The sequence below is a fragment of the Streptomyces sp. NPDC060198 genome, from assembly GCF_042728415.1.
Taxonomy (GTDB): domain Bacteria; phylum Actinomycetota; class Actinomycetes; order Streptomycetales; family Streptomycetaceae; genus Streptomyces.
In genome coordinates, this window is the sequence record NZ_JBHWZJ010000001.1 from 37,185 (window position 1) to 58,895 (window position 21,711).

A 21,711-nucleotide genomic window follows, 5' to 3' on the forward strand; every position below is an offset into this window, starting at 1 on the left:
GCGGGCACGATGGGGCGGGGCGGGGCCTGCCGTCCCGCCCGTGTCCGACAGGAGCAGAAGCCTCATGCCCGACCCCGTACGCCGTGAGCCCGTCCCGCTCGCCGCACTCACGGAGCGGGTCCGCCGGCTCCAGAGCGGCCTGGCCGCCCAGCAGCAGGAGCTGGGCCGTGCCACCGCCACCGGACACGGCGGCGGTGGTCTGGTCTCCGCGACGGTGAGCGGCGAGGGCCGGCTGACGGACCTGCGCATCGACCCGTCGGTCATCGACCCGGGCGACCCCGAGGGGCTGGCGGCGCTGGTCGTGCAGGCCGTGCAGTCGGCGCTGGACGCGATGGTCGAGCACCGCCTGGCCGCCGCCGGAGACCTGGTGCAGGGCCTCGGCGAACTGACGGCCGGACTGCGCGGCCGGACCGAGGAGCTGCGCGCCCAGCCCCGGCGGATGCCCGACCCCCCGGACATCCCGCTGTTCGCACCCCCCGGCGCGCCCGGCCCCGCGCGGGGCTGAGCCCGGTCCACGCACCCACGGTCCGCGAGGCGCCGGACCGTACGCCGTGCCGCGTCCCGCGCCGGTGGGCCGCGAGCCGTCAGCCGGCCCGTGCCCCACCGCACCCCGACCGCACCGAGCCCGCCTTCCCGGTTCCGGAGAACACCTGAATGTCGCGGATCGTCTTCCACCGCCCCGCCCGGGTCGTCCCGCCCGACCTGCCCACCGATCCCGTCGTGGTGGCCGCGCCCCCGCAGCCGGCCGGCCGGGACTCCGGCGCCAACTGGCTGATGCTGCTGATGCCCCTGCTGTCCAGCATCAGCATGGCCGCGTACATGATCGTGGCGGGTCGGCGCATGCTGGTCCTGCTCGGGATCTCCTTCGTGCTGCTCTCCATCGGGCTCACCGTGGGCGTACGGATGCAGATGCGTTCCGCGCAGCGCAAGCAGCGGGTACGGGCCCGTGACCGCTACCTCGACCACCTGACGGAGGTCCGCAAGGCCGCCTGGCAGGTCGCCTCCGACCAGCGGCTGATCGCCGCGTGGCGGCACCCCTCGCCGTACCGGCTACGGGCGGTCGCCGTGGGGCGCCGCCGGGTCTGGGAACGCCGCCCGGCCGACGCCGACTTCCTCGTCGTACGGATCGGCACCGGCCGGGGCCGGCTCGCCACCCCGGTCCGACTGGCCACCCGCAACGACCCCACCCTCGAGTACGACGGCCGGGCCAAGGCCGTCGCCGACCGCCTGGTGGAGACCACCGCCGAGGTCACCGGCCAGCCGCTCACCGTGGATCTCTCACGCGGCGGGGTGGTGAGCGTCCTCGGGCCTGCCGTCCGGGCGCGCGCCGTGGTGCGCGCCCTGCTGACCCAGGTGGCCGTGCTGCACGCGCCCGACGACGTACGGATCGCCGTCGTCACCGCCGGCGCGACGGAAGACGACGGCGCCACGGACCACGACGGCGGGGACCACCTGCCCGGTCGCGGCCCGCTCCCCTCCTGGGACTGGGCGAAGTGGCTGCCGCACACCCACGAGCCGGAGGAGAGCGGCGAGGCGGGCGTGGTCCCGCTGGTCGCCGAGGATTTCGCCGGAATCGCCGACCGGCTGACCGACTGGCTCGCCTCCGCCCGCGAACAGTCGGGGCAACGCCCGTTCGCGCTCGGCGGCGCCCGCTCCGTCGACGCCCGGCAGCGGCTGCTGGTCGTCCTGGACGGCTACGACCCGCGCAGCGCCTGGGCCCGTACCCCCGAGGCGACGGCCCTCCTCGCGGAGGCCGGACCGGCCGGCGGGCTCACCGTGGTCTGCGTGGTCGAACGGGAGAACGATGAACCCCACCGGGCCGACATCCGGGTACGGGTGGCCGACGACGGCGCCCTGACCGTGGAGACCCGGAACCCGGCCGGCCCCCGGGGCGGCTCCGCGCACGTGCCCGACCACGTCGCCGGCGCCCTCGCCGACCGGCCGGGACCGGTGCTCTGCGAGGCCGTCGCCCGTGCCTTGGCGCCGCTCACCCTCTCCGACGAGGCCGACGAGATCCTGGCCCGCACGGTGTCGCTGCCCGACCTGCTCGGCGTCGGGGACCTGGACACCTTCGACCCGGAGGAGCTCTGGGCGGCGACCGGGCCCGACTCCGAGCGGCTCCTGCGGTTCCCCATCGGGTTCGACGCCCTGGGCGAGCCCCTCACCATGGACCTCAAGGAAGCGGCCCACGGCGGCATGGGGCCGCACGGCCTGGTCGTCGGCGCCACCGGCTCCGGCAAGAGCGAACTGCTGCGCACCCTGGTGAGCGGCCTCACCGCCACCCACTCACCGGACCTGCTGAGCTTCGTCCTGGTGGACTTCAAGGGCGGCGCGACCTTCGCCGGAGTCACCGAACTGCCGCACGTGGCAGGGCTGATCACCAACTTGGTGGACGATCTCGCTCTGGTCGACCGGGTCCGTGACGCCCTTCAGGGAGAAATCCAGCGCCGCCAGGCCCTGTTGCGCGACGCGGGGAACCTGGACTCGGTGCGTGAGTACCAGATCCGCCGGGAGACGGGACGGACCGGCCCCGACGGCAGTCCGCTGCCGCCACTGCCGTATCTGCTGCTCATCGTGGACGAGTTCAGTGAACTGCTCACCCAACGGCCCGACTTCATCGACCTCTTCGTGCAGATCGGACGGGTGGGACGAAGCCTGGGCGTCCACCTCCTGCTGGCGAGCCAGCGCATGGAGGAAGGCCGGCTGAAGGGGCTGGAGTCCAACCTCTCCTACCGGGTCTGCCTGCGGACCATGTCGGCCGCCGACTCCCGCTCGGTGATCGGCACCCCCGACGCCTACAAGCTCCCGCCGCTCCCCGGCTCGGCCTATCTGAAGGTCTCCGACTCCGTCTACGAACGCTTCCGCGTCGCCCACGTCTCCGGCGCCCACGACGGGGCCCAGGAGCCGGCGGAAGGGCCGGAGCCGCTCGCGGTGGCTCCCGCCCCCTTCGGCCTGCGCACCCCGCCCGAGGAGGAGGCCGGGCAGCGGCCCGCGCCGGAGCCCGCACCTCGCCGCGCACCCGCCGGCCCGACCGAGATGCAGGTCCTGGTGGACCACCTGACCGGCGCCGGGCAGCCGGTGCACCAGGTGTGGCTGCCCCCGCTGCCCGCCGCCCTGCCGCTGGACGCCCTGACCGGGCCGGCCTCGGAGGAGCCGCCCACCCCGGACGGGGCCGAGGGCGCGGCGGACTCCCGCGGCCTGCGCGCCGCGTTCTGGCCCGACCACGGCACCCTGCGCGTGCCGATCGGGGTTGCCGATCTGCCGTCCCGGCAGCAACAGGTCCCGGTGATACCGGACTTCGGCCACGAGTACGGCCATCTCGCCCTGGTCGGCGCCCCGCGCACCGGCAAGAGCACCTTCCTGCGCACCCTGATGCTCGCCACGATGATCACCCACACCCCCGAGCAGGCGCAGTTCCTCTGCCTCGACTTCGGCGGTGGCGGCCTTCTGCCGTACGAGGGCGCACCGCACGTCAGCGGTGTCGCCGGACGCCAGGACCCGGAGCGGGCGCGGCGCGCCCTCGCGGAGACGGTCCAGCTCATCGACGAACGCGAGCGCCTCTTCGCGGAGTTCTCCGTCGACTCGGCCGACACCTTCCGGCGGCGACGCGAGGACGGCACCCTCCCGGCGGACGTCCGGGCCGCCGACGTCTTCCTGGTCATCGACAACTGGGCCGGATCGCGCGGGGAATTGCAGAGCGGCCAGGACACCTCCGTGGACGCGGCGGTGCTCGACGTCGCCACCCGCGGCCTCGGCGTCGGCGTCCACCTGGTACTCACCGCCAACCGCTGGCAGGAAGTACGCACCGCGCTCCGCGACACCATCGGCGCCCGCCTCGAACTCCGCCTGGGCGACCCCGGGGAGTCGGAGATCGACCGCCGCGCGGCCCGCAGGTTCGCGGCGGTCGCCGTCCCCGGACGCGGACTCGCGCCGGGCGGAGCCCAGTTCCAGGTGGCGCTGCCCCGGCTGGACGGCCGGGACTCCCTGGACGACCTCGCCGAGGCGCAGCAGTCGGCGCTGGACCGTGTCGCCGCCGCATGGCGGGGCCGACCCGCGCCCCCGATCCGTACCCTCCCCGCACGGCTCACCCGGTCCGAACTCGCCGACGTGTTCGCCGTGTCCGGCGCCCACAAGGAGCAGCCCGGGGTCCCCGTCGGCCTCGCCGAGAGCGATCTGCGCCCGGTCGTGCTCGACCTCCCGGCGACCGAGCCGCACCTGCTGGTGTACGGGGACTCGGGCGCGGGCAAGTCCGTCTTCCTGCGCACCTGGCTGACCGCCATGTGCGAGCGTCACACCGCCTGGGAGTCCAGGTTCGTCCTGATCGACTACCGGCGCTCCCTGCTGGACGCCGTCCCCGACGACCATCTCGGGGCCTACGCGGGCGACGCGGCGGCGGCCCGCGCCTACGCCGAACAGGTCGCCGCGAAACTGGCCGAACGGCTGCCGCCCGCCCGGGTCACCGCCGCCGAACTGCGCGCCCGCAGCTGGTGGGAGGGGCCGGAGTTCTACGTCGTCGTCGACGACTACGACCTGCTCGGCACCGGCCGCGACTCCCCGCTCGCCCCCCTGGTCCCGTACCTGGCGCAGGCCAGGGAGGTCGGCCTGCACGTGGTCGCGGCCCGCCGGGTCTCCGGTCACAACCGGACCTCGATCACCGACCCCCTCTTCAGCCGCCTGCCGGAACTGGGCGCCGCAGCCCTCATCCTCTCGGGCAACCCCCGCGAAGGCGCCCTCGTCGACGGCGAACGCGCCCAGCGCCGGGCGCCCGGCCGGGGCGTGCTGCTACGCCGCAGGGAAGGCCGCACGACGGTGCAGATCGCCCTGGGCGAGGAGGACGCGGGGGACACGGAGGACACGGGGGCGGCGAGTAGCACGAGGTGACGGCGGTGCTGCCCCCCGTGCTCCGGGCCTGCTCCCGCCGTCCGCCAGCATCCGCCCCGGTCTCCGTGACTGCCCTGAGCGGGGTGCGGGGTGGCTGAAACCTATGCGATCGTCGTGTGAGGCCCATCACGCCGGGGTCGCGTCGCGGGCCGTGTCCGAACCGGTGGGACGGGTTCCTCATGCGCCGGTGGATCGGGCGCTCCCGGGGATTCGACGACGGCCGGGGCACCCGGGGATCCGCCCGTGCGGTCACGGTCGGTGAGGGACGGAAAGGCGGAGGCGGGGCGCGAAGTCCGGCAAAGAGGCCATGCCTCGCTCCCGGCCTCGCGCAGGCATGGGCGAATACCGGTCTCCACCTTGACGGAGGAGCGGATCGATCATTGACTCCGTCCTCGTTCGGCGCAACGGAGTGCCGGGCGGTGCGCGTGCGCAGGGGTGCGACGTGCGGGGGCGTCCGTTCGTCGGGGACCGCTCCGGCAGGGGGGCGACCGGCGTGAGAACTTCCACGACGCGGCGACAGGTGGGGACGACGGGGGTGCACATGGTGTCAGGAGCGGCCGTACGGGCGGGGACGGCGCGGGCGGCGGTGTTCGCCATCGGTGCGGTGGTTCTGCTGACGTCCTGCATGGAGCCGCCGAACCCGCCCGTCAACGGATACCGGATGGAGGACGGTGAACTGGTCGTCCTCATGCCCCTCTGCCCCGGTGCTTCGGTCCAAGCGGCCGAGGTGGTCGTGAGAGTGAAAGGCGAAGGCCGCGGGGACGGCTTCGAGACGCTGTGGGCAGCCACCGGGCCCAGGACGAAGGAGGCGCGAGCGGGCGCCTTCACGGTGGGCAGCGCGCGGAGTTTCGCCACGGAGACGAAGCCGGTGGCCCGAGCGCTTCCGAACGCGTACTACGTTTCCGTCCGGTATGCCGCCGACGACCGCGGAACCGTGGAGCACGACGACGGGGAGGTGGACGTCTCACGGCTGCGCTCCGCGACCCTCGGCCCGGACGAGTACATGACGGAGCGGGGCAAGGTGATGACCCGGGCTCAGATCGGGGAGCAGCTCGCCTGCGGGAGGGCCTCCGGCGCGCCGACGCCCACGCCGTAGGCGCACGGGCTTCGTGCGGTTCAGGTCCCGGCTCGCGCGGGCCCGCGCCGCCCCGCCATAAGCTGGCCACCCCGCCGAAGCGGCGCGGTTCCCGGCTCGCCCCGTGGTGCGGCTCCGTGGCGCGGGCGGCGACAGCGCGAGGAGGAACCATGAGCGACCGTGCCCGCACCGTCCTGGCCGGCCTGGACGCCGTCCGGCCCGGCCTGGAGGACCTGTACAGGGACCTGCACGCCCACCCCGAACTCGGCCTCCGGGAGCACCGCACGGCCGGCAAGGTCGCCGAGGCGCTGCGCGAGGCCGGGTACGAGGTCGTCGAGGGCATCGGCGGGACTGGAGTCGTCGGCGTGCTGGCCAACGGCGACGGGCCGGTCGTCCTGGCCCGCGCCGACATGGACGCGCTGCCGGTCCGTGAGCGGACCGGACTTCCCTACGCCTCCACCACGACCGTGACCGAGGAGGACGGCTCGGAGCAGCCGGTGATGCACGCCTGCGGGCACGACGTGCACATGGCCTCGCTGATCGGCAGCGCCCGGCTGATGGCCGAGTCCCGGGAAGCCTGGCGGGGCACCTTCGTGGCGCTCTTCCAGCCCTCCGAGGAGAAGGGCGACGGCGCGGACGCGATGATCGCCGACGGCCTGACCTCGCGGGTGCCCCGCCCCGACGTGGTGCTCGCCCAGCACGTGCTGGCCCTTCCGGCCGGTTACGTCGGGACCCGCCCGGGGTCGTTCCTGTCCGCCGCCGACAGCCTGCGGGTCACCGTGTACGGCCGGGGCGGGCACGGCTCGATGCCCCAGGCGGCGGTGGACCCCGTGGTGATGGCCGCGATGATCGTCGTACGCCTGCAGACCATCGTCGCCCGGGAACTGGCGGCGACCACCCCGGCCGTCGTGACCGTGGGCAGCATCCACGCCGGGACCGGCCCCAACGTCATCCCGGACAGCGCGGTCATCCAGCTCAACGTCCGTACCTACGACGACGCCTCGCGCGCCCAGGTGCTGGGCGCGATCGAGCGGATCGTACGGGCCGAGTGCCAGGCATCCGGATCGCCGGCGGAGCCTCTCATCGAGAAGATCGCCTCCTTCCCGCCGACGGTCAACGACGAAGCCGTGACGCGGCGGGTCGCCGAGGCGTTCGCCGCCCACTTCGGCGACGACGCGCACACCGTGGAGCTGCAGACGGCCAGCGAGGACCTGAGCCTGATCCCGGACGCGTTCGGGGTGCCGTTCACCTACTGGGGCATCGGCGGTACCGATCCCGGGCTGTACGCCGAAGCCGTCGGGAACGGCACCGTCGCCCGGGACGTACCGATCAACCACAGCCCCTTCTTCGCCCCGGTCCTCCAGCCGACCCTGGACACCGGCGTCAGTGCGCTGACCGTCGCGGCCCTGGCCTGGCTCGGCGTCTGAGCCGCCCCCGTCCGCGAGGCCGCGGGCGCCGACCGGCTCAGGCGAGCCAGTCGGCGTAGCGGGTGGAGGAGAGGTGGGCGTTCTTGTCGGTGAGGACGTCACCCTTGACGGCGGCGAACATCCCGGCGGTCGGGTCCGTGACGACGGTGCGGCCGTCGGACGCGTGGGCGACGGTGATCCGGCCCAGTTCGTCCAGGGGGAAGACGTCGGGGCCCGCGATGTTGCGCACGCCGCCCAACGGGGAGCCCGCGGCGACCTCGGCCACCGCCTGGGCGACGTCCGCGGCGGCGATCGGCTGGATCGGGGTGGCGGGCAGCCGGACGGTACCGTCCTCGGTGGTCCAGGAGAGCACCGACTCGATGAACTCCATGAACTGGGTCGCACGGACGATCGAGTAGGGGATCGGCCCGGCCGCGAGGATGTCCTCCTGGAGCTTCTTGGCCCGGTAGTAGTCCAGCTCGGGAACCTGGTCCACACCCACGATCGACAGGATCACGAAGTGGCCGACGCCGCCCTCCGCGCCCGCCGCCAGGAGGTTGTCCATCGACTTCTGGAAGAAGGCCGGCGACGCCTCGTCGAAGGTGGGCGAGTTCGTCAGGTTGACGATGGCGTCGGCCCCCGCCACCGCCTCCTGGAGCCCGCGCCCGCCGATGACGTCGACTCCGGTGGACTGCGCGTGCGGAACCGCCTCGTGACCTGCGGCGTTCAGATCGTTGACGACCTGCGAACCGATCAGCCCGGTGCCGCCGATGACCGCGAATTTCATGGGACGCCCTTCGCTCGGAGATGTATCCGAAATATGACATAACGGTGTTCTTCCGGTGTCGTTCGAGCGTGGCGTCCGGGTGCATCCGGCGGTCGCGCGGGAGCTGTCACGCCGAGTGGTCCACCGGGCCCCGCTCCCCGGATCCGTCGTCCTGCCGCCTACTCGGTCCCCGAGACCGAACACGCCCTGCGCGACCAGCTGCGCAAGGAGCTGGCACGCCACGGATTCGGGGCCATCTTCCCGGCCCTCTGGCTCAGCCCCACGCCCGTACCCAACCGGTACGGGCCGCCTTCGCCGATCAGCCCGGCGTGCGCCTGGACGTCTTCCGCTCCGACACCGCCGGCCCCGCGGAGGACCGGTCCATCGCGGCCAGGGCCTGGGACCTGGCCGCCCTCGACCGCGACTACGAAGCGCTGCTCACGACGCACGCGCCCGCGCTCACCGCGCTCCGCGCCGGGGACGTCACCGGGGAGGCGGCCCTCATCGGGCGCGTCACCCTGATCCACGACTTCCGGCCGATCGTCTTCGCCGACCCCGGCCTGCCGGCCGAACCCCTCCCGGACAACTGGCACGGTGCGAAGGTCCGCGAGGTGTTCCTCGACTCGCTCGAACTCTCCCGCGACACGGCCCGCGCCTTCGCGGACCGGCTCATCGCCGGGGCGTGAGGGGCCGCCCCGGCGGCACCGGCCGACGGGCGGCGCTCTACACTCCCCTTCACCGTGCACGCGCGGGGGAGAGAAGTTTGCCTTCGGTAACGCGGAATACGGCAATGTCGTGAACACGGCAATATCGTCATGCCGCGAACGCCGAACCCCGGACGTGCCGAAGCGCCGAAATCGCGGGCGCCGGAGCGGGTCCGTCAAGGGGAGGAACACGCGATGGTCGGCCTGGATGCCGAGTCCGGACACCGGAGGCCCGGGCTGCTCCTGCGGGTTCTCGGCCCGCTCGAAGGGTGGAGCGGGGAGGACCGGCTGTCCTTCGGAGGACAGGTGCAGAAGCGGATTCTTGCCGCGCTGCTGCTCGACTCCGGCCGGGTCGTCCCGGTGGCCCGCCTCGCCGAGGCGGCCTGGGGCGAGGAGCCGCCCGCCACGATGGCCCACCAAGTCCGCAAGGCCATTGCGGATTTGCGCAGGAGAATTCCTCTCGGGACCTCTGTCATCATCACGGACGGCGCGGGCTACCGGGCGAACCTGGCGGACGGACACCTCGATCTCCACGAGTTCAGGGCCCGCGGCCGGGCCGCGAACACCGCACTGCGCGACGGCCGGCCCGCAGACGCGGCCGAGGAGCTGCGCGCCGCCCTCGACCTCTGGCGGGGGCCCGCGCTCTCCGGAGTCGGCGGGCCGTTGGCCGAGGCCGCGGCGACCGCTCTGGAGGAAGCCCGCCTCACCGCCGCCGACCAGCTCTTCGAACTGCGTCTCGGGGCGGGGGAGTCCGGCGGACTCGTCGCGGAGCTGCGCACGCTCGTCGCGGAGCATCCGCTCAGGGAGACACTGCGCGGCCACCTGATGCTCGCGCTGCACCGCTGCGGGCGGCAGGCCGAGGCGCTCGAAGAGTACGAGCGGGTCCGCGCACTGCTCGCGGAGCGGCTGGGGGCGGACCCCGGCCGGCGGCTCGCCGACCTCCACACCGGCATGCTGCGGGGCGGCCTCGCCCCGGCCGCCGAGGCCCCGATGCTCCCCGCGGCATCGGAGCCGCCCGGGGAGAGGCCGCCCGGGAAAGGGGCGTCGTACGGGGCGCGGTCCACCGCCGGGCCTCCGGCGCCTCCGTGCACGCTTCCCCCCGCGCTCGACGACTTCGCCGGCCGTGAGCGGGAGCGGGCCGAACTCCTCGGGCATCTGCGCGACGGCGGACGGTCCGGGGCTCCGGGCCCCCGGGTGGTGGCCGTCGACGGGATGGGCGGGGTGGGCAAGACCTCGCTCGCGGTGCACGTCGCGCATCTGTTGGCACCGGAGTATCCGGACGGGCAACTCGCCCTGGATCTTCGTGGGTTCACGCCTGGAGAGGCGCCGATGGCGTCGGCTGCCGCGCTGGACGCGCTGCTGCGCGCGCTCGGCGTACCCGCGGAGCGGATACCCGACGATCCGGAGGGGCGGTCGGGGCTGTGGCGGTCGGTGCTCGCGGACCGCCGGGTTCTGCTCGTGCTCGACAACGCGGCGAACGCGGAGCAGGTCCGTCCCCTGCTGCCGAACAGTGCCAACTCATCCGTTCTGGTGACCGGTCGGGCGCGACTGCTGGATCTGGACGGCGCCCGGTGGGTCTTCGTCGGGCCGCTGACCCCTGAGGGCAGCTCCGCGCTGATGGCAGAGGCCCTGAGCCCGGAGCGCGTACGGGCCGAACCCGAGGCCGCCGCGGAGCTGGCCGGGCTGTGCGGCCATCTGCCGCTGGCCCTGCGCCTCGCGACCGCCCGGCTGCGGAACCGGCCTCGCTGGACCGTCCGCCACCTCGTCGAGCGACTGCGTGACGAGAACCGCCGGATGGGCGAACTCCGATCGGCGGAGAGAAGCGTGGCGGCCACCCTCCAGCTGTCCTACCGGACGATGACCGCACCGCACCGCCACGCCTTCCTGATGCTCGGCCTGCACCCCGGCGCGGTGTTCGGCGTCCACTCGGCCGCCGCGTTGCTGGGGACGGACACCCGGGACGCGGAGGACGCCCTGGAGGCGCTGCTCGACGCACACCTGCTCCAGCAACCCGCCCTCGGGCTCTACGCCTTCCATGACCTGGTACGCAGCTTCGCCCGGGACCTGGGCGCGTCCTCGATCACCAGGTGTGCCGAGTCGGCGGCGGTCGAACGGCTGCTCGGTCATTACCTGGCGGCCACCGGGGCCGCGTGCGCACTGGTCTCCCCGGGGCGTACGTCCCGCCCTCACGGACTCACGGCCCACGGCGGCGAGCTGCCCGTGTTCCGGGACAGGGCGCGGGCCATGGAGTGGTTCGAGCGCGAGCACCCCGGAATCCTCGCGGCGGTGACGCTCGCCGAGCGTCGCGGCCACGACCGCCACGTCCTCGCGCTGACACGCGATCTCCACTTCCTGCTGCACGCCCGAGGACAGTTCGACGCGCTCGGGGATCTCGCGCGCCTCGCGGTCCTTGCGTCCCGGAGAACCGGCCAACCCGCACTGCTTTGCGTGGCGTTGACCAACCTCGGAGCGACCTGCTGGCGACTCGGCCGATTCGCGGAGGGTCTCGCCGCCGCCGAGGAGGCCAGGGATCTCGCGCACCGTCTGGGCGACCGCCGCGCCGAGGCCCACAGCGAGGCGAACAGGGGGCTGATGCTCTCGGAACTGGGGCGGTACGGCGAGGCGCTGCCGCCACTGGAGCGAGCCCTGTCGCTGGCCCGCGAGGAGGGCGCGGTGCGGGTGGAGGCGGAGGCCCTGACGACCCTCAGCGCACTGTACGGACGGTGGGGCCGGTACCCCGAAGCGGTCACCGCCGCCCGGCGGGCGCTGCGGACCGCCCGAGCCCACGGCTACCCGACCTACGAGATCGTCGCACTCGCCGAACTCGCCTCCGCCCACCTGGGGCTCGGCGCGTACCCGGAGGCAGGGCGGCTGCTGACGTCCGCCCGGGAACTGTGCGGCGACGGGGTCATCGGCCCCGGTGACGCCGCTCTGGTGCACGCGCTGTCCGGCAAGCTCGCCCAGCGGCTGGGCGAGGCGGACGAGGCCCGCGCGTTCGCCGGGCGTGCACTGCTACTCGCCCGCTCGGGCGGGGCGCAGGTCCGGCTGGCGAGGGTGGGTAACCTCGTCGCCGAACTCCACCTGGACCAGGGCGAGTACGAGGCTGCCCGGACGGCGTACGCCCGGGCGTGCACGATGGCCTCGGCGATGCGCTTCCGCCCCGCCGAGGCCGCCGCGCTGCTCGGTCTGGCCCGGGTCGCAAGAGCTCTCGGAGAGACGGCAGCGGCGGACGAACACGACTCCCGCGCCACGGAGTTGTTCGACCTGATGGCGGTCCCGGAGTGCGCCCGTACCTGATGGCGGGAGGCCGTGTGCGCGCAACGGGGCGAGGGGGCGGACCCGTTGGCCGTACCGCCACGTCACGGGCCGACACGGCTCAGGGTCCCCGCGCCACCCACCGGGGCCGCCGCCCCGACCACCGCCGGGGCGAAGAAGCGGGCGGCCCGGTCGAGCGCGTCGCCGTCCTCCAGCACCTGGCCCGGCCGCGTGCCGTTGGCGAGCAGCACGCCACCCCAGCCCATGCGCAGGTAGTCGGCGGTGTTGCGCAGCGTGCCGATGAGTGGATCGGCGAGAGAGGCGTCGGCCGACGCGTACGCGGTCACGCCCCACAGGCTCTTCTCGCGCATCTCCTCCGTGAACCTCGGGCCGGGGACCCGCATCCACCCCGACCAGTGGTCCAGATAGAGCTTCACCTCCGCCGAAACGCTGTACCAGTACAGCGGGCTGACGATGACGATGTCCGTGGCCTCACGTGTGGCCTGCCGGAGTGTCCCCGCGTTCCCGTCCGGCTCCTCGTACAGCCCCGTGCCCGTGTGCCGCAGGTCCTCGAAACGCGGCAGGGGGTGGTCGCTCAGCCGGACCCACCGCTGGGCCACCACCGCGGGAAGGGTGGCGGCGGCACGACGGGCCAGCGCCTCGGAGTTCCCGTCCGGACGCGAACTGCCGAGGACGAAGAGAAAGGACCTGGAGGAGTGCATGGTGTGTGACTTCCTGAGTTCTGGGTGAAGGGTGGTGAAGGGCGGGCGGCGATCGGTGGGCGGTGACGGCACCACGATCGCGCGTCCGCGTCCCCCTGGCATACCGATCCGATACCGGCCCGCCGACGAAGCATGCCGGCCGCCCTCCCGGAGGGCGGCGGTCGGCCATCCGATAGGCTGATGGTCCATGGCACTGACTGCTTCGCTGTGGACCTTCGCCCTCGTCGTAGGGCTCCTCACCCTCACTCCGGGGCTCGACACCGCCCTGATCCTGCGCACCTCGGCCCTCGGCCGGCGCCGCCGGGCCTGGGGTGTCGTCCTCGGCATCCAGACGGGCACCCTCACCTGGGGCGCCCTCACCTCCCTGGGCGTGACCGCGCTCCTCACCGCGTCGCACCTCGCCTACGAGTCGCTTCGCTGGGTGGGGGCCGCCTACCTGGTCTGGATGGGCGCGCGGATGCTCCGCGACACCTTCCGGGGCCGGACCCCCGCGGCGGACGACGTACCGGCGTCCCTGCTGCCCGCCGGGGCGGACTCCGTGGGCGGCGGCTGGCGCCAGGGACTCCTGACCAATCTGCTCAACCCGAAGATGGGCGCGTTCTACGTCGCCGTCCTGCCCCAGTTCATCCCGCCCGGCGCCGACCACTTCACCGCTGGACTCCTGCTGACCAGCGTGCACATCGTCCTCGGGCTGGTGTGGTCGGCCGTACTGATCGGCTGCGCCCGGCTCCTCGACGGCTGGCTCCGCAAGCCCCGTGCCCGCCGTCTGCTCGACCGGATCACCGGCACGGTCGTGGCCGGATTCGGCATCCGCCTGGCGTTCGGCGAGTGAGGCGCGGCCCCGGGCGGCCCGACCGGGGCCGCCGGTTCACGCGGGCGTGTAGAAGGAGGCGACCGCGGGCTGGCCGGTGTAGTTGGGCCCCGCCCCCGGGTCGCCGCCGAGATAGCGGAACGGCAGCCTTGCCGGACGCCCGCCCCGGAGGGTGAGCCGGTGGTGGCGGGGGGCGTACGCGTACCCGGCCGCGCGCAGCGCCCGGACGGCGGCGCGCCCCGCCGGAGCCCCGTCGGCCCAGCGGATCGAGTCGGGGTCGAAGTGCGCGACCAGCAGACCGTCGTCGGTCACCCATGACGCGGCCCGGGCGAGCAGCCCGAGCTGATCGCCTACGTAGTGCAGACCGTGCACGCAGGTGACCAGGGTGTACGTCCGCTCCGGCGTCCAGCGCGCGACGGAGGCGACGACCAGTTCCAGCCGGGGCGGCGCGACCACGGGCGTCATCGGCCCCACCAGGTCGACACCGGTGACCACGGCGCCCGCCGGGAGTACGGACACCGCCTCGCGCAGCGCCCGGCCCTCCCCGCTGCACAGATCCAGCCAGGACGGGGCGGCGCGGGAGAGGAGGTGGGTGAGGGGATCGAAGCCGAGCTCGCGGGCGTAGCTGTTCACCCCGGCGAGCCCGCGCTCGCGGTTCATCGTGTTGTTCGCGACGACCGGGGAGTCCTCCAGCACGTCCTGGGCGACCGGCCGGTGTCCCGGGTGCACCGGGGACGGGCGCGTTCCCGGCCGGCCGGTGTTCTCCGTGTCCCGCCGCGTTCCCGCAGTGCCCCGCGTCCCCGATGCCGTCGTCACCGGCTCATTCTGCCCGCTCGGGACCTCCGTGTCCCAGCGGTTTCCGGACCGGCCGCCCACCCGGCGAGGGGCGCGTTCCGGCAGGTCGAGGGAGGGCCGCTACCATCCGGCGTGACCCAAAAGAGCAAACCGGATGTACACCGCACGCGCATATTCGCCGACCTGACCCCGCTGCGCACGTCCCCCGACTACCGGCGGCTGTGGTTCGGCAACACCGTGTCCTGGATCGGGCAGGGCATGACCTCGCTCGCGGTGTCCCTCCAGGTGTACGACCTCACCGGGTCCGCCTTCTCCGTGGGCCTCATCGGCTTCTGCTCGCTCGTACCGCTGGTCTTCTTCGGCCTGTACGGCGGCGCCATCGCCGACACGATGGACCGGCGCAAGCTCGGACTCGGCAGTTCCACAGGATCGTTCCTGCTCTCGGCGGTCCTGGTCGCCTCCGCCTTCGCGGGGGTGGAACAGGTCTGGCTGCTGTACACGATCGTCGCCCTCCAGGCCGTCTGCTTCGCGCTCAACTCCCCGGCCCGCAGCTCGATGATCCCCCGGCTGCTGCCGCCCGAACAGCTCCCCGCCGCCAACGCGCTCGGCTCCCTCACCAGCACCACCGGCACCCTCGTCGGCCCCATGCTGGGCGGCGTGATCGTCGGCTGGTGGGGCTACCGCGCCGCGTACACCGTGGACGTCGTCACCTTCACCGCCTCCCTGTACGCCATGTGGCGCCTGCCCGCGATGCTGCCGGACCGGAGCGGTGACGCCGGAGCGGGCGAGGCCGCGACCGGTGCAGGGGCGGAAGGGGAACAGCGGCCCGAGCGGGCCTCCGTGCTGGAGGGCCTGCGGTTCCTCGGCACCCGTCCCAACCTGAGGATGACCTTCTTCAGCGACCTCTGCGCGATGGTGTTCGCCAGCCCCAAGGCGCTCTTCCCCGTCGTCGCGATCGTCTGGTACCACGGCGACGCGCGCACCACCGGACTCCTCGTCGCGGCCCCGGCGTTCGGCGCGCTCCTCGGCGGAGTCTGCTCGGGCTGGCTCGGCCGGGTCCGACGGCACGGGCTCGCGGTCGTCTGCGCCGTCGCCGGCTGGGGCGCCGCGATCGCCGCCTTCGGCCTCACCCGCCAACTCTGGCTCGGGGTCGTCTTCCTGGCACTGGCGGGCTGCGCCGACACCTTCTCGATGGTCTTCCGCGGCACCATGCTCCAGGCCGCCGTGCCGGACCGGATGCGCGGGCGGCTCCAGGGCGTCTTCATCGTCGTCGTCGCCGGAGGCCCCCGCCTCGGCGACTTCCTGGCCGGATCCGTCGCCGACCTCGCCTCCCCGGGCGTCGCCGTCACCGGCGGCGGCATCGCGTGCGTGGTCGCGGTACTGCTGCTGGCGTTGAAGTGGCGCGGCTTCCTCCGCTACGACGCCATGAACCCGCAGCCCTGAGGCCATGAACCCGCTGCCCTGGGCCAGGAACCCGCAGCCCTGAGGCCATGAACCCGCAGCCCTGACCGCACCGGGTCCCCCGCGACCCCCCGGGTCTGCCCGGGATGTGGCGGCGGGCCGTCCGGGATGCGGGACATGGTTGTCGGGCGGGCGGTGGGCGGATCAGGATGCCCCCATGGCCCCTGCCCCGGTTTCGCGACGCCCCGTGGTCCAGCCGCGTGTCCCGGCCGGGTGCTGTCGGGCCGAGCGCTCACGGGGCGAGCAATGTCGCGCCGCGCGCTGTCGTACGTCCTGCTGACGCGCACCGCGTCCCGCCCGCCCGTCTCCCGCCCGTTCCCGCCGCGCGCCGGTCGCACACCGGCGCGTGCGGGCCGGGCCGCCGGGCGCTCCCGCCTCCCACCGCTCCCGCCTCTCACCGCTGCCGATCGGGGTCCGCCATGTCCGAGAGCTCCCTCCTGCTGCACTGGTTCCTGCCCACCGGCGGCGACGGCCGCGATCCCGGCGGGGTCACCGCCGTCCAGGGCCGGACCAGCTCCGCCACCCGCCGCCGCGCCGACATCGGCTACCTCGCGCAGGTCGCCCGCGCCGCAGAGACCGCCGGGTTCCACTCGCTGCTCACCCCGGTCGGGCTGGGCTGCGTCGACCCGTGGATCCTCAGCGCCGCGCTCACCCAGCACACCGAGCGGATCGGCTTCCTCGTCGCCTTCCGCGCCGGATTCACCAGCCCCACGCTGCTCGCCCAACAGGCCGATGCCTTCCGCCGGTTCGCAGGGGGCAGGCTCTCCCTCAACGTGGTCACCGGAGGTGATCCCGCCGAACAGCTCGCCTACGGCGACGCGTTGCCGCACGACCAGCGGTACGCCCGCACCGACGAGGTGATGGCGGTGCTGCGCGACCTCCTCGACGGCAAGGAGGTCGACCACGACGGTGAGCACCTGCGGATCGAGGGCGCCAAGCTCACCGACCCGGCCGTCCAGCACCGGGTTCCCCTGTACTTCGGCGGCGCTTCCCCCGCCGCCGAGGCGGTCGCCGCCCGCCGGGCCGACGTCCAGCTCCTCTGGGGCGAGCCGCCCGCCGCCATCGCCGGACGCGTCGCGCGGCTGCGCGCGGTGGCCCCCGCCCTGCGGTACGGCATCCGGCTGCACGTCATCAGCCGGGACGCCTCCGCCGAGGCGTGGGCCGAGGCCGACCGGATTCTGGGCGGCATCGACCCGGAGGCGGTACGGGCCAGCCAGGAGCGGTTCGCGCGGATGGACTCCGTGGGCCAGGCCCGGATGACCGCCCTGCACGGCGGCAGCGCCGACGCCGCGAAGCTGGAGATCTCCCCGAACCTCTGGGCCGGGATCGGCTTGGTGCGCGAGGGGGCCGGTACCGCGCTGGTCGGCTCGCACGACGAGGTGGCCGCCCGGCTCGACGAGTACCGGCGCCTCGGCGTGGACGAGTTCGTCCTCTCCGGTTACCCCCACCTGGAGGAGGCGTTCCGGGTCGGCGAAGAGGTCGCCCCCCGCCTCCGCGCCCTCGCGGAGGCGCCCTGAGCGGCGCCCCTCAGACGGCGTCCGGCGCCTCGCCCACGATGCCCCGGGCGATCCCCAGCGCCACCAGGTCCTGGGGCCGCAGGCCGAGTTGGTCGGCCGTCTCGTCGGCTCTCTCCGGCGGGCGCTTGAGGATCGCCGCCGCCGACTCCGGTGCGATGACCGAGAAGTAGCTGTCCGCCGTGACGTAGGTGCGGCCGGGGGCGGCCAGGGCGAGCGCGCCGCCCGACCCGCCCTCGCCGATCACCAGCGTGGTCACCGGCACCCGCGCCCGCGCGATCGCGGCGAAGGTCTCGGCGATGGCGGCGCCCGCCCCGGCCCGCTCGGCCGCCGCGTCGTTGGCGGCGCCCGGGGTGTCGATCAGGGTGAGTACGGGGACGGAGAGCCGGTCCGCGAGCCGGAGGGTCCGGGCCGCGGTCCGGTAGCCCGCCGGCAGGGTGGGGGTGCCGCACTGGGCGACGTACGCCACCGGCTGGTCCCCGTGCAGCCCGAACCCGCAGAGCGTGCCGGGGTCCGTGCCGCCCGCCCGGTCGCCGTGCAGCGGCAGCCGGTACGCGAAGTAAGCGTCCAAGTAGGCCTCGGCGCCCGGTCGTTCCGGCGCGCGGGCCAGCGCCACCGCCTCCCGCCCCGTCGCCGGGAGCCGGGTGCGGGAGAGGGCCCGGGGCACCGGCGCGGGCCGCACCCCGGAGGTCCGGGCCCCGGCCCCGGAGCCGGGGCCCAGCACCGCGAGCCACCGGCCCAGCGTCCCCGCCAACCCGGCCCGGTCCACCACCGCGTCGACCTGCCCCGCCGCCCACTGCCCCTCGGCCGTGTACGCGTACGGCTCCGCGTCCGCCGGGCGTACCCGCGAACCGGCGAACCCGACCTGCGCGCCCGCCAGCGCCAGCACCACGTCGGCACCCGCACCCACCGTGGCCCAGCCACCGCCGGTCGTCGGGTCGCGCAGCACCGCGAGTTGCGGCAGACCGGCCGCCCGCAGTTCGGCCGAGGCGCGGGCCACCCGCTGGAGCTGGGTGAGCGCGACCATGCCCTCCTGCATCCGGCTGCCACCCGTGGCGACGAGGGAGACCAGCGGCAGCCGCAACTCCCGGGCGAGGGTGTACGCGGCCGTCAGCCGGTCTCCGGTGCGGTGCCCCAACGAGCCGCCCAGAAAGCCGAATTCGAAGGCGAGCAGCACGCAGGGGTGCCCGCCGACCGAAGCCGTGCCGTGCACCACCGACTCGGCCTCACCGGTCCGCTCCTCGGCCCGTGCCAGCGCCGCCCCGTAACCGCTCCAGCCGAGCGGGCCGTCCGGTGTCCGCGCCCCGCCCGGATGGTGGCTGTCACCGGGGGCCGGCCGCTCGTCGAAGGTCTCCGCGACCGCCGCGATCATCTCGCGCGCACCCAGGCGCGCCGGCCCCTCAGCCACCGTGCCCCGGCCCCTGCGAGGTGGCCGTCAGGGCACGCTTCATGATCTTGCCCAGGTCGTTGCGCGGCAGGGCGTCGAGAAGGCGGACGACGCGGGGGCGCTTGTGCGGGGAGAGGAGCTTCGCCACATGGTCTGCCAACTCGGCCGCGTCAGGCGGCGATCCAGGGTCTGCCGGCACCACCCAGGCGACGATCCGCTCGCCGAGGTCCGCGTCCGGCTCACCGGTGACGGCGGCCTCGCGGACCCCGGGGTGGTCGAGCAGCGCGTTCTCGATCTCGCCCGCCCCGATCTTGTAACCGCCGCTCTTGATCAGGTCGGTAGCCTTGCGCCCCACGATCGTCACGTACCCGTCCGGGGCCACCGTGGCCATGTCGCCGGTCCGGAACCAGCCGTCCTCGGTGAATGCCGCCGCCGTGGCGTCCGGCCTGTTGAGGTAACCGCTGAAGAGGTTCGCCCCGCGCACCTGGATCTCGCCGATCGCCTCCTCCCCGGAGACCGGGGAACCGTCCTCCTCCACCAGGCGGAGCTCCACCCCGGCGAGCGGCGGGCCGACCGTGCCGGGCCGGGGGACACCGTCCACCCGGACACCGGTGTTCATCAGGGTCTCCGTCATGCCGTACCGCTCGATCACCCGGCGCCCGGTCGCGGCGTGCAGGCGCTCGTGGTCGTGGACCGGCAGCGCGGCCGAGCCCGAGACCAGCAGCCGTGCCCCCGCCAGCGCGTCCGCCAGCCCGGCCCCGGCCGCCCCTCCGGCGGCGAGCACCTCCGCCATACGGTGGTACATGGTGGGGACGCCGAACAACATCGTCCCCCCGGCGGCCAGTTCGCGGGCCACCCCCTCGGCGGAGAACCTCCCCAGGTGACGTACCGACCCGCCCCGGCGCAGCGGCCCCAGCACCCCGAGGACCAGGCCGTGCACATGGAACAGCGGCAGCGCGTGGACGAGGACGTCCTCACCGGTCCACCCCCAGGCGTCCTCCAGTGCGTCCAGCGAGGCGGCGACCGCCCGGCGGGGGAGGACCGCGCCCTTGGGCGGCCCGGTGGTCCCGGAGGTGTAGACGATCAGCGCGGCCGTCCCGGGACCGGGCTCGACGGGGACGGGCCCGGGAGAGGCCGGTGCGTCCGGGGCCACCAGCACGTCGATCCGGGGGAGCGCGGCGAGTACCGGCGGCAGGACGTCCCCCGGTGCGGCGAGCACGGCGGCCGGTCGGCTGTCGGTGACGATGTGCGCGAGTTCGCGCTCGCCGGTCTTCGGGTTCAGGGGTACTGCGGGCACGCCCGCCAGGAGCGCGGCCACCACGGCGACGACGGTTTCCGCCGACGGGGTCGCCCACACGGCGACCCGGCCGCCCGCCCCGGTGATCCGGGGCCGCAGCGCCCCCGCGAGATCCCCGAGGCGGGCGTAGGAGAGGGAGAGTTCACCGAACCGGACGGCCTCCCGGCCTTCCGTGCCGGCGGCCGGGGGATTCTGGAGCGCGGGGAGAAGTGGCGTCACGCCCGCCAGACTAAGGGCTGTCGGGGGACTCAGCCCGAGTCCCGCTGGATGTTCCGCATCCGCCCGTACGCGTACACGCAGCCCGCCAGCGCGAGATCGGACAGCAGCATGAAACCGATCGAGTACGAGCCTTTCGCGCTGTAGATCGCGCCCATCACCAGCGGCGGCACGAACCCGCCGAGGCCGCCCATCGCGCCGACGATGCCGGTCACGCTGCCCACCTTCGGCTGCGGCGTCACCTGCGAGACCAGCGCGAAGACGCTGCCGCTCGCGGTGCCGAGCCCGGCCGCCATGGCGAGGAGCGCGATGGTGCCGCCCGGGTTCAACGCCGGGTCGAAGGCCTGGACGATCGCCATCAGCGCGGCCAGCAGCAGCGCCCCGGCGGTCACCAGCGCCGGGTGCACGTGGTCCGACAGATAGCCGCCGATCGGCCGGAAGACGACGGTGACCAGCGCGAACCCGGCGGCCTTGGTGCCCGCGTCGGTCGGGGACATCTCGTACCAGGTCTTGAGGTACGTCGGCAGGTAGACCCCGAACGCCACGATGCCGCCGAAGCCGATCGCGTAGAGCGCCGACAGCTCCCAGGTCACCCGCAGCTTCCCCGCCTCGGTGAGCCGGTGGACCAGGGTGTCGGCCGGTACGGGCCGGTCGGGGCGGTCGGTGATCAGGAAGGCGGCCAGCAGCGCGTACACCAGCAGCGCGCCCGCGACGATCAGGAACGGCAGGTCGTCGCTGTGCTTGGCGATGCGCGGGGTGAAGTACCCGGAGAGCGCCACACCGCCCATGCCCATGCCGAAGACACCGAGTGCGAGGCCCCGGTCGGAGGGCGGGAACCAGGAGTTGACCAGCGGGATGCCGATGGCGAACGTGGTGCCGCCCAGCCCCAGCAGGAACCCCACCGCGAGCATCGCCCCGTACGAGTCCTTCGCCGGGATCAGCAGCAGTACCGGCACGATGGTCAGCGCCGACACCGCGGGGAACATCAGCCGCGCCCCGTACTTGTCGGTCAGCGCGCCCACCGGGATGCGGCCGAGCGAGCCGACGATCACCGGCACCGCGACCAGGAAGGACTGCTGGAACGAGCTGAGTCCGAGCCGGTCCTTGAACTCGCCCGACAGCGGCGAGACCAGGTTCCACGCCCAGAAGGTCAGTGCGAAGCCGATCGTCGCCACGACGAGGTTGCGGTACGCGGCGGCGGAAGGCTTGGGCGCCACCGGGGCGGCGGGCTGCTGGGGGGCTGCTGTGTCCACGGCCCCAGTCAAGACCGCCCTCCCACCGGCAGCCCGTCGGACTGCTCCGAGCGGGGGACCGCGGAGGCGCAGACGCGACGGCGGGTCCGCGCCCACGCCCGGTGCGCGCCCGTGCTCTCACCGTCCTCTCCACAGTCGGTTTCGTCCGAATTCTGCGACAATCGCGGT

Annotated in this window: 15 protein-coding genes and 1 pseudogene; 10 read left to right on the top strand and 6 right to left on the bottom strand. The window is 74.2% G+C overall.

Annotation, left to right across the window (positions count from 1 at the left end):
• The first annotated feature begins 64 nt into the window (after positions 1–64).
• The 4 genes from ACFWEP_RS00110 (at position 65) to ACFWEP_RS00125 (ending at position 7,383) form a co-directional block, all read left to right on the top strand.
• On the top strand, positions 65–505 hold the full coding sequence (locus ACFWEP_RS00110) for a YbaB/EbfC family nucleoid-associated protein (protein WP_387362995.1): 441 nt from the start codon (positions 65–67) through the stop codon (positions 503–505).
• Between the two features lie 149 nt (positions 506–654).
• Positions 655–4,881 carry a type VII secretion protein EccCa gene (gene eccCa, locus ACFWEP_RS00115; protein ID WP_387362998.1) on the top strand — a complete coding sequence of 1,409 codons (4,227 nt, stop codon included), beginning with the start codon at positions 655–657 and terminating at the stop codon, positions 4,879–4,881.
• A gap of 541 nt (positions 4,882–5,422) precedes the next feature.
• On the top strand, positions 5,423–5,977 hold the full coding sequence (locus ACFWEP_RS00120) for a hypothetical protein (RefSeq protein ID WP_387363001.1): 555 nt from the start codon (positions 5,423–5,425) through the stop codon (positions 5,975–5,977).
• A gap of 149 nt (positions 5,978–6,126) precedes the next feature.
• Positions 6,127–7,383, top strand: coding sequence for an amidohydrolase (locus tag ACFWEP_RS00125; protein WP_387363004.1), 1,257 nt, complete (start codon positions 6,127–6,129; stop codon positions 7,381–7,383).
• Positions 7,384–7,420: 37 nt separating this feature from the next.
• On the opposite strand, the gene ACFWEP_RS00130 is transcribed toward ACFWEP_RS00125, so the two are convergent.
• Positions 7,421–8,149 (bottom strand): SDR family oxidoreductase, encoded by a 729-nt coding sequence (locus ACFWEP_RS00130; protein ID WP_387363007.1) that lies wholly within the window; start codon positions 8,147–8,149, stop codon positions 7,421–7,423.
• 141 nt (positions 8,150–8,290) lie between these two features.
• Here ACFWEP_RS00130 and ACFWEP_RS00135 point away from each other — a divergent pair.
• The 3 genes and pseudogenes from ACFWEP_RS00135 to ACFWEP_RS00145 form a co-directional block, all read left to right on the top strand.
• Positions 8,291–8,407: pseudogene (locus ACFWEP_RS00135) on the top strand (hypothetical protein); the annotation flags it as partial.
• 50 nt (positions 8,408–8,457) lie between these two features.
• Positions 8,458–8,814 carry a PaaX family transcriptional regulator C-terminal domain-containing protein gene (locus tag ACFWEP_RS00140; RefSeq protein ID WP_387363010.1) on the top strand — a complete coding sequence of 119 codons (357 nt, stop codon included), beginning with the start codon at positions 8,458–8,460 and terminating at the stop codon, positions 8,812–8,814.
• Positions 8,815–9,027: 213 nt separating this feature from the next.
• Positions 9,028–12,129, top strand: coding sequence for a BTAD domain-containing putative transcriptional regulator (locus ACFWEP_RS00145; RefSeq protein WP_387363013.1), 3,102 nt, complete (start codon positions 9,028–9,030; stop codon positions 12,127–12,129).
• Between the two features lie 62 nt (positions 12,130–12,191).
• On the opposite strand, the gene ACFWEP_RS00150 is transcribed toward ACFWEP_RS00145, so the two are convergent.
• Positions 12,192–12,809: a flavodoxin family protein gene (locus ACFWEP_RS00150; RefSeq protein ID WP_387363016.1), complete on the bottom strand. Its 618-nt coding sequence runs from the start codon at positions 12,807–12,809 to the stop codon at positions 12,192–12,194.
• Between the two features lie 187 nt (positions 12,810–12,996).
• Here ACFWEP_RS00150 and ACFWEP_RS00155 point away from each other — a divergent pair, with 187 nt between their 5' ends.
• A complete protein-coding gene (locus ACFWEP_RS00155) occupies positions 12,997–13,641 on the top strand; it encodes a LysE family translocator (protein ID WP_387363019.1) in 645 nt (214 codons plus the stop codon).
• A gap of 36 nt (positions 13,642–13,677) precedes the next feature.
• On the opposite strand, the gene ACFWEP_RS00160 is transcribed toward ACFWEP_RS00155, so the two are convergent.
• Positions 13,678–14,436, bottom strand: coding sequence for a class I SAM-dependent methyltransferase (locus ACFWEP_RS00160; RefSeq protein WP_387363022.1), 759 nt, complete (start codon positions 14,434–14,436; stop codon positions 13,678–13,680).
• Between the two features lie 111 nt (positions 14,437–14,547).
• Here ACFWEP_RS00160 and ACFWEP_RS00165 point away from each other — a divergent pair, with 111 nt between their 5' ends.
• Both ACFWEP_RS00165 and ACFWEP_RS00170 read left to right on the top strand, forming a co-directional pair.
• Positions 14,548–15,858 (top strand): MFS transporter, encoded by a 1,311-nt coding sequence (locus tag ACFWEP_RS00165; protein ID WP_387363025.1) that lies wholly within the window; start codon positions 14,548–14,550, stop codon positions 15,856–15,858.
• Between the two features lie 437 nt (positions 15,859–16,295).
• Complete coding sequence (locus tag ACFWEP_RS00170) at positions 16,296–17,393, top strand: LLM class flavin-dependent oxidoreductase (RefSeq protein ID WP_387363028.1); 1,098 nt, start codon at positions 16,296–16,298, stop codon at positions 17,391–17,393.
• A 10-nt stretch (positions 17,394–17,403) separates the two neighbouring features.
• On the opposite strand, the gene ACFWEP_RS00175 is transcribed toward ACFWEP_RS00170, so the two are convergent.
• From ACFWEP_RS00175 to ACFWEP_RS00185, 3 genes are read right to left on the bottom strand one after another with little or no spacing between them, the layout of a single operon-like run.
• A complete protein-coding gene (locus ACFWEP_RS00175; RefSeq protein WP_387363174.1) occupies positions 17,404–18,762 on the bottom strand; it encodes a carboxyl transferase domain-containing protein in 1,359 nt (452 codons plus the stop codon).
• A 28-nt stretch (positions 18,763–18,790) separates the two neighbouring features.
• Positions 18,791–20,293 carry an acyl-CoA synthetase gene (locus ACFWEP_RS00180; RefSeq protein ID WP_387363031.1) on the bottom strand — a complete coding sequence of 501 codons (1,503 nt, stop codon included), beginning with the start codon at positions 20,291–20,293 and terminating at the stop codon, positions 18,791–18,793.
• Positions 20,294–20,322: 29 nt separating this feature from the next.
• Positions 20,323–21,543 carry an MFS transporter gene (locus ACFWEP_RS00185; protein ID WP_387363035.1) on the bottom strand — a complete coding sequence of 407 codons (1,221 nt, stop codon included), beginning with the start codon at positions 21,541–21,543 and terminating at the stop codon, positions 20,323–20,325.
• Positions 21,544–21,711 lie beyond the last annotated feature (168 nt).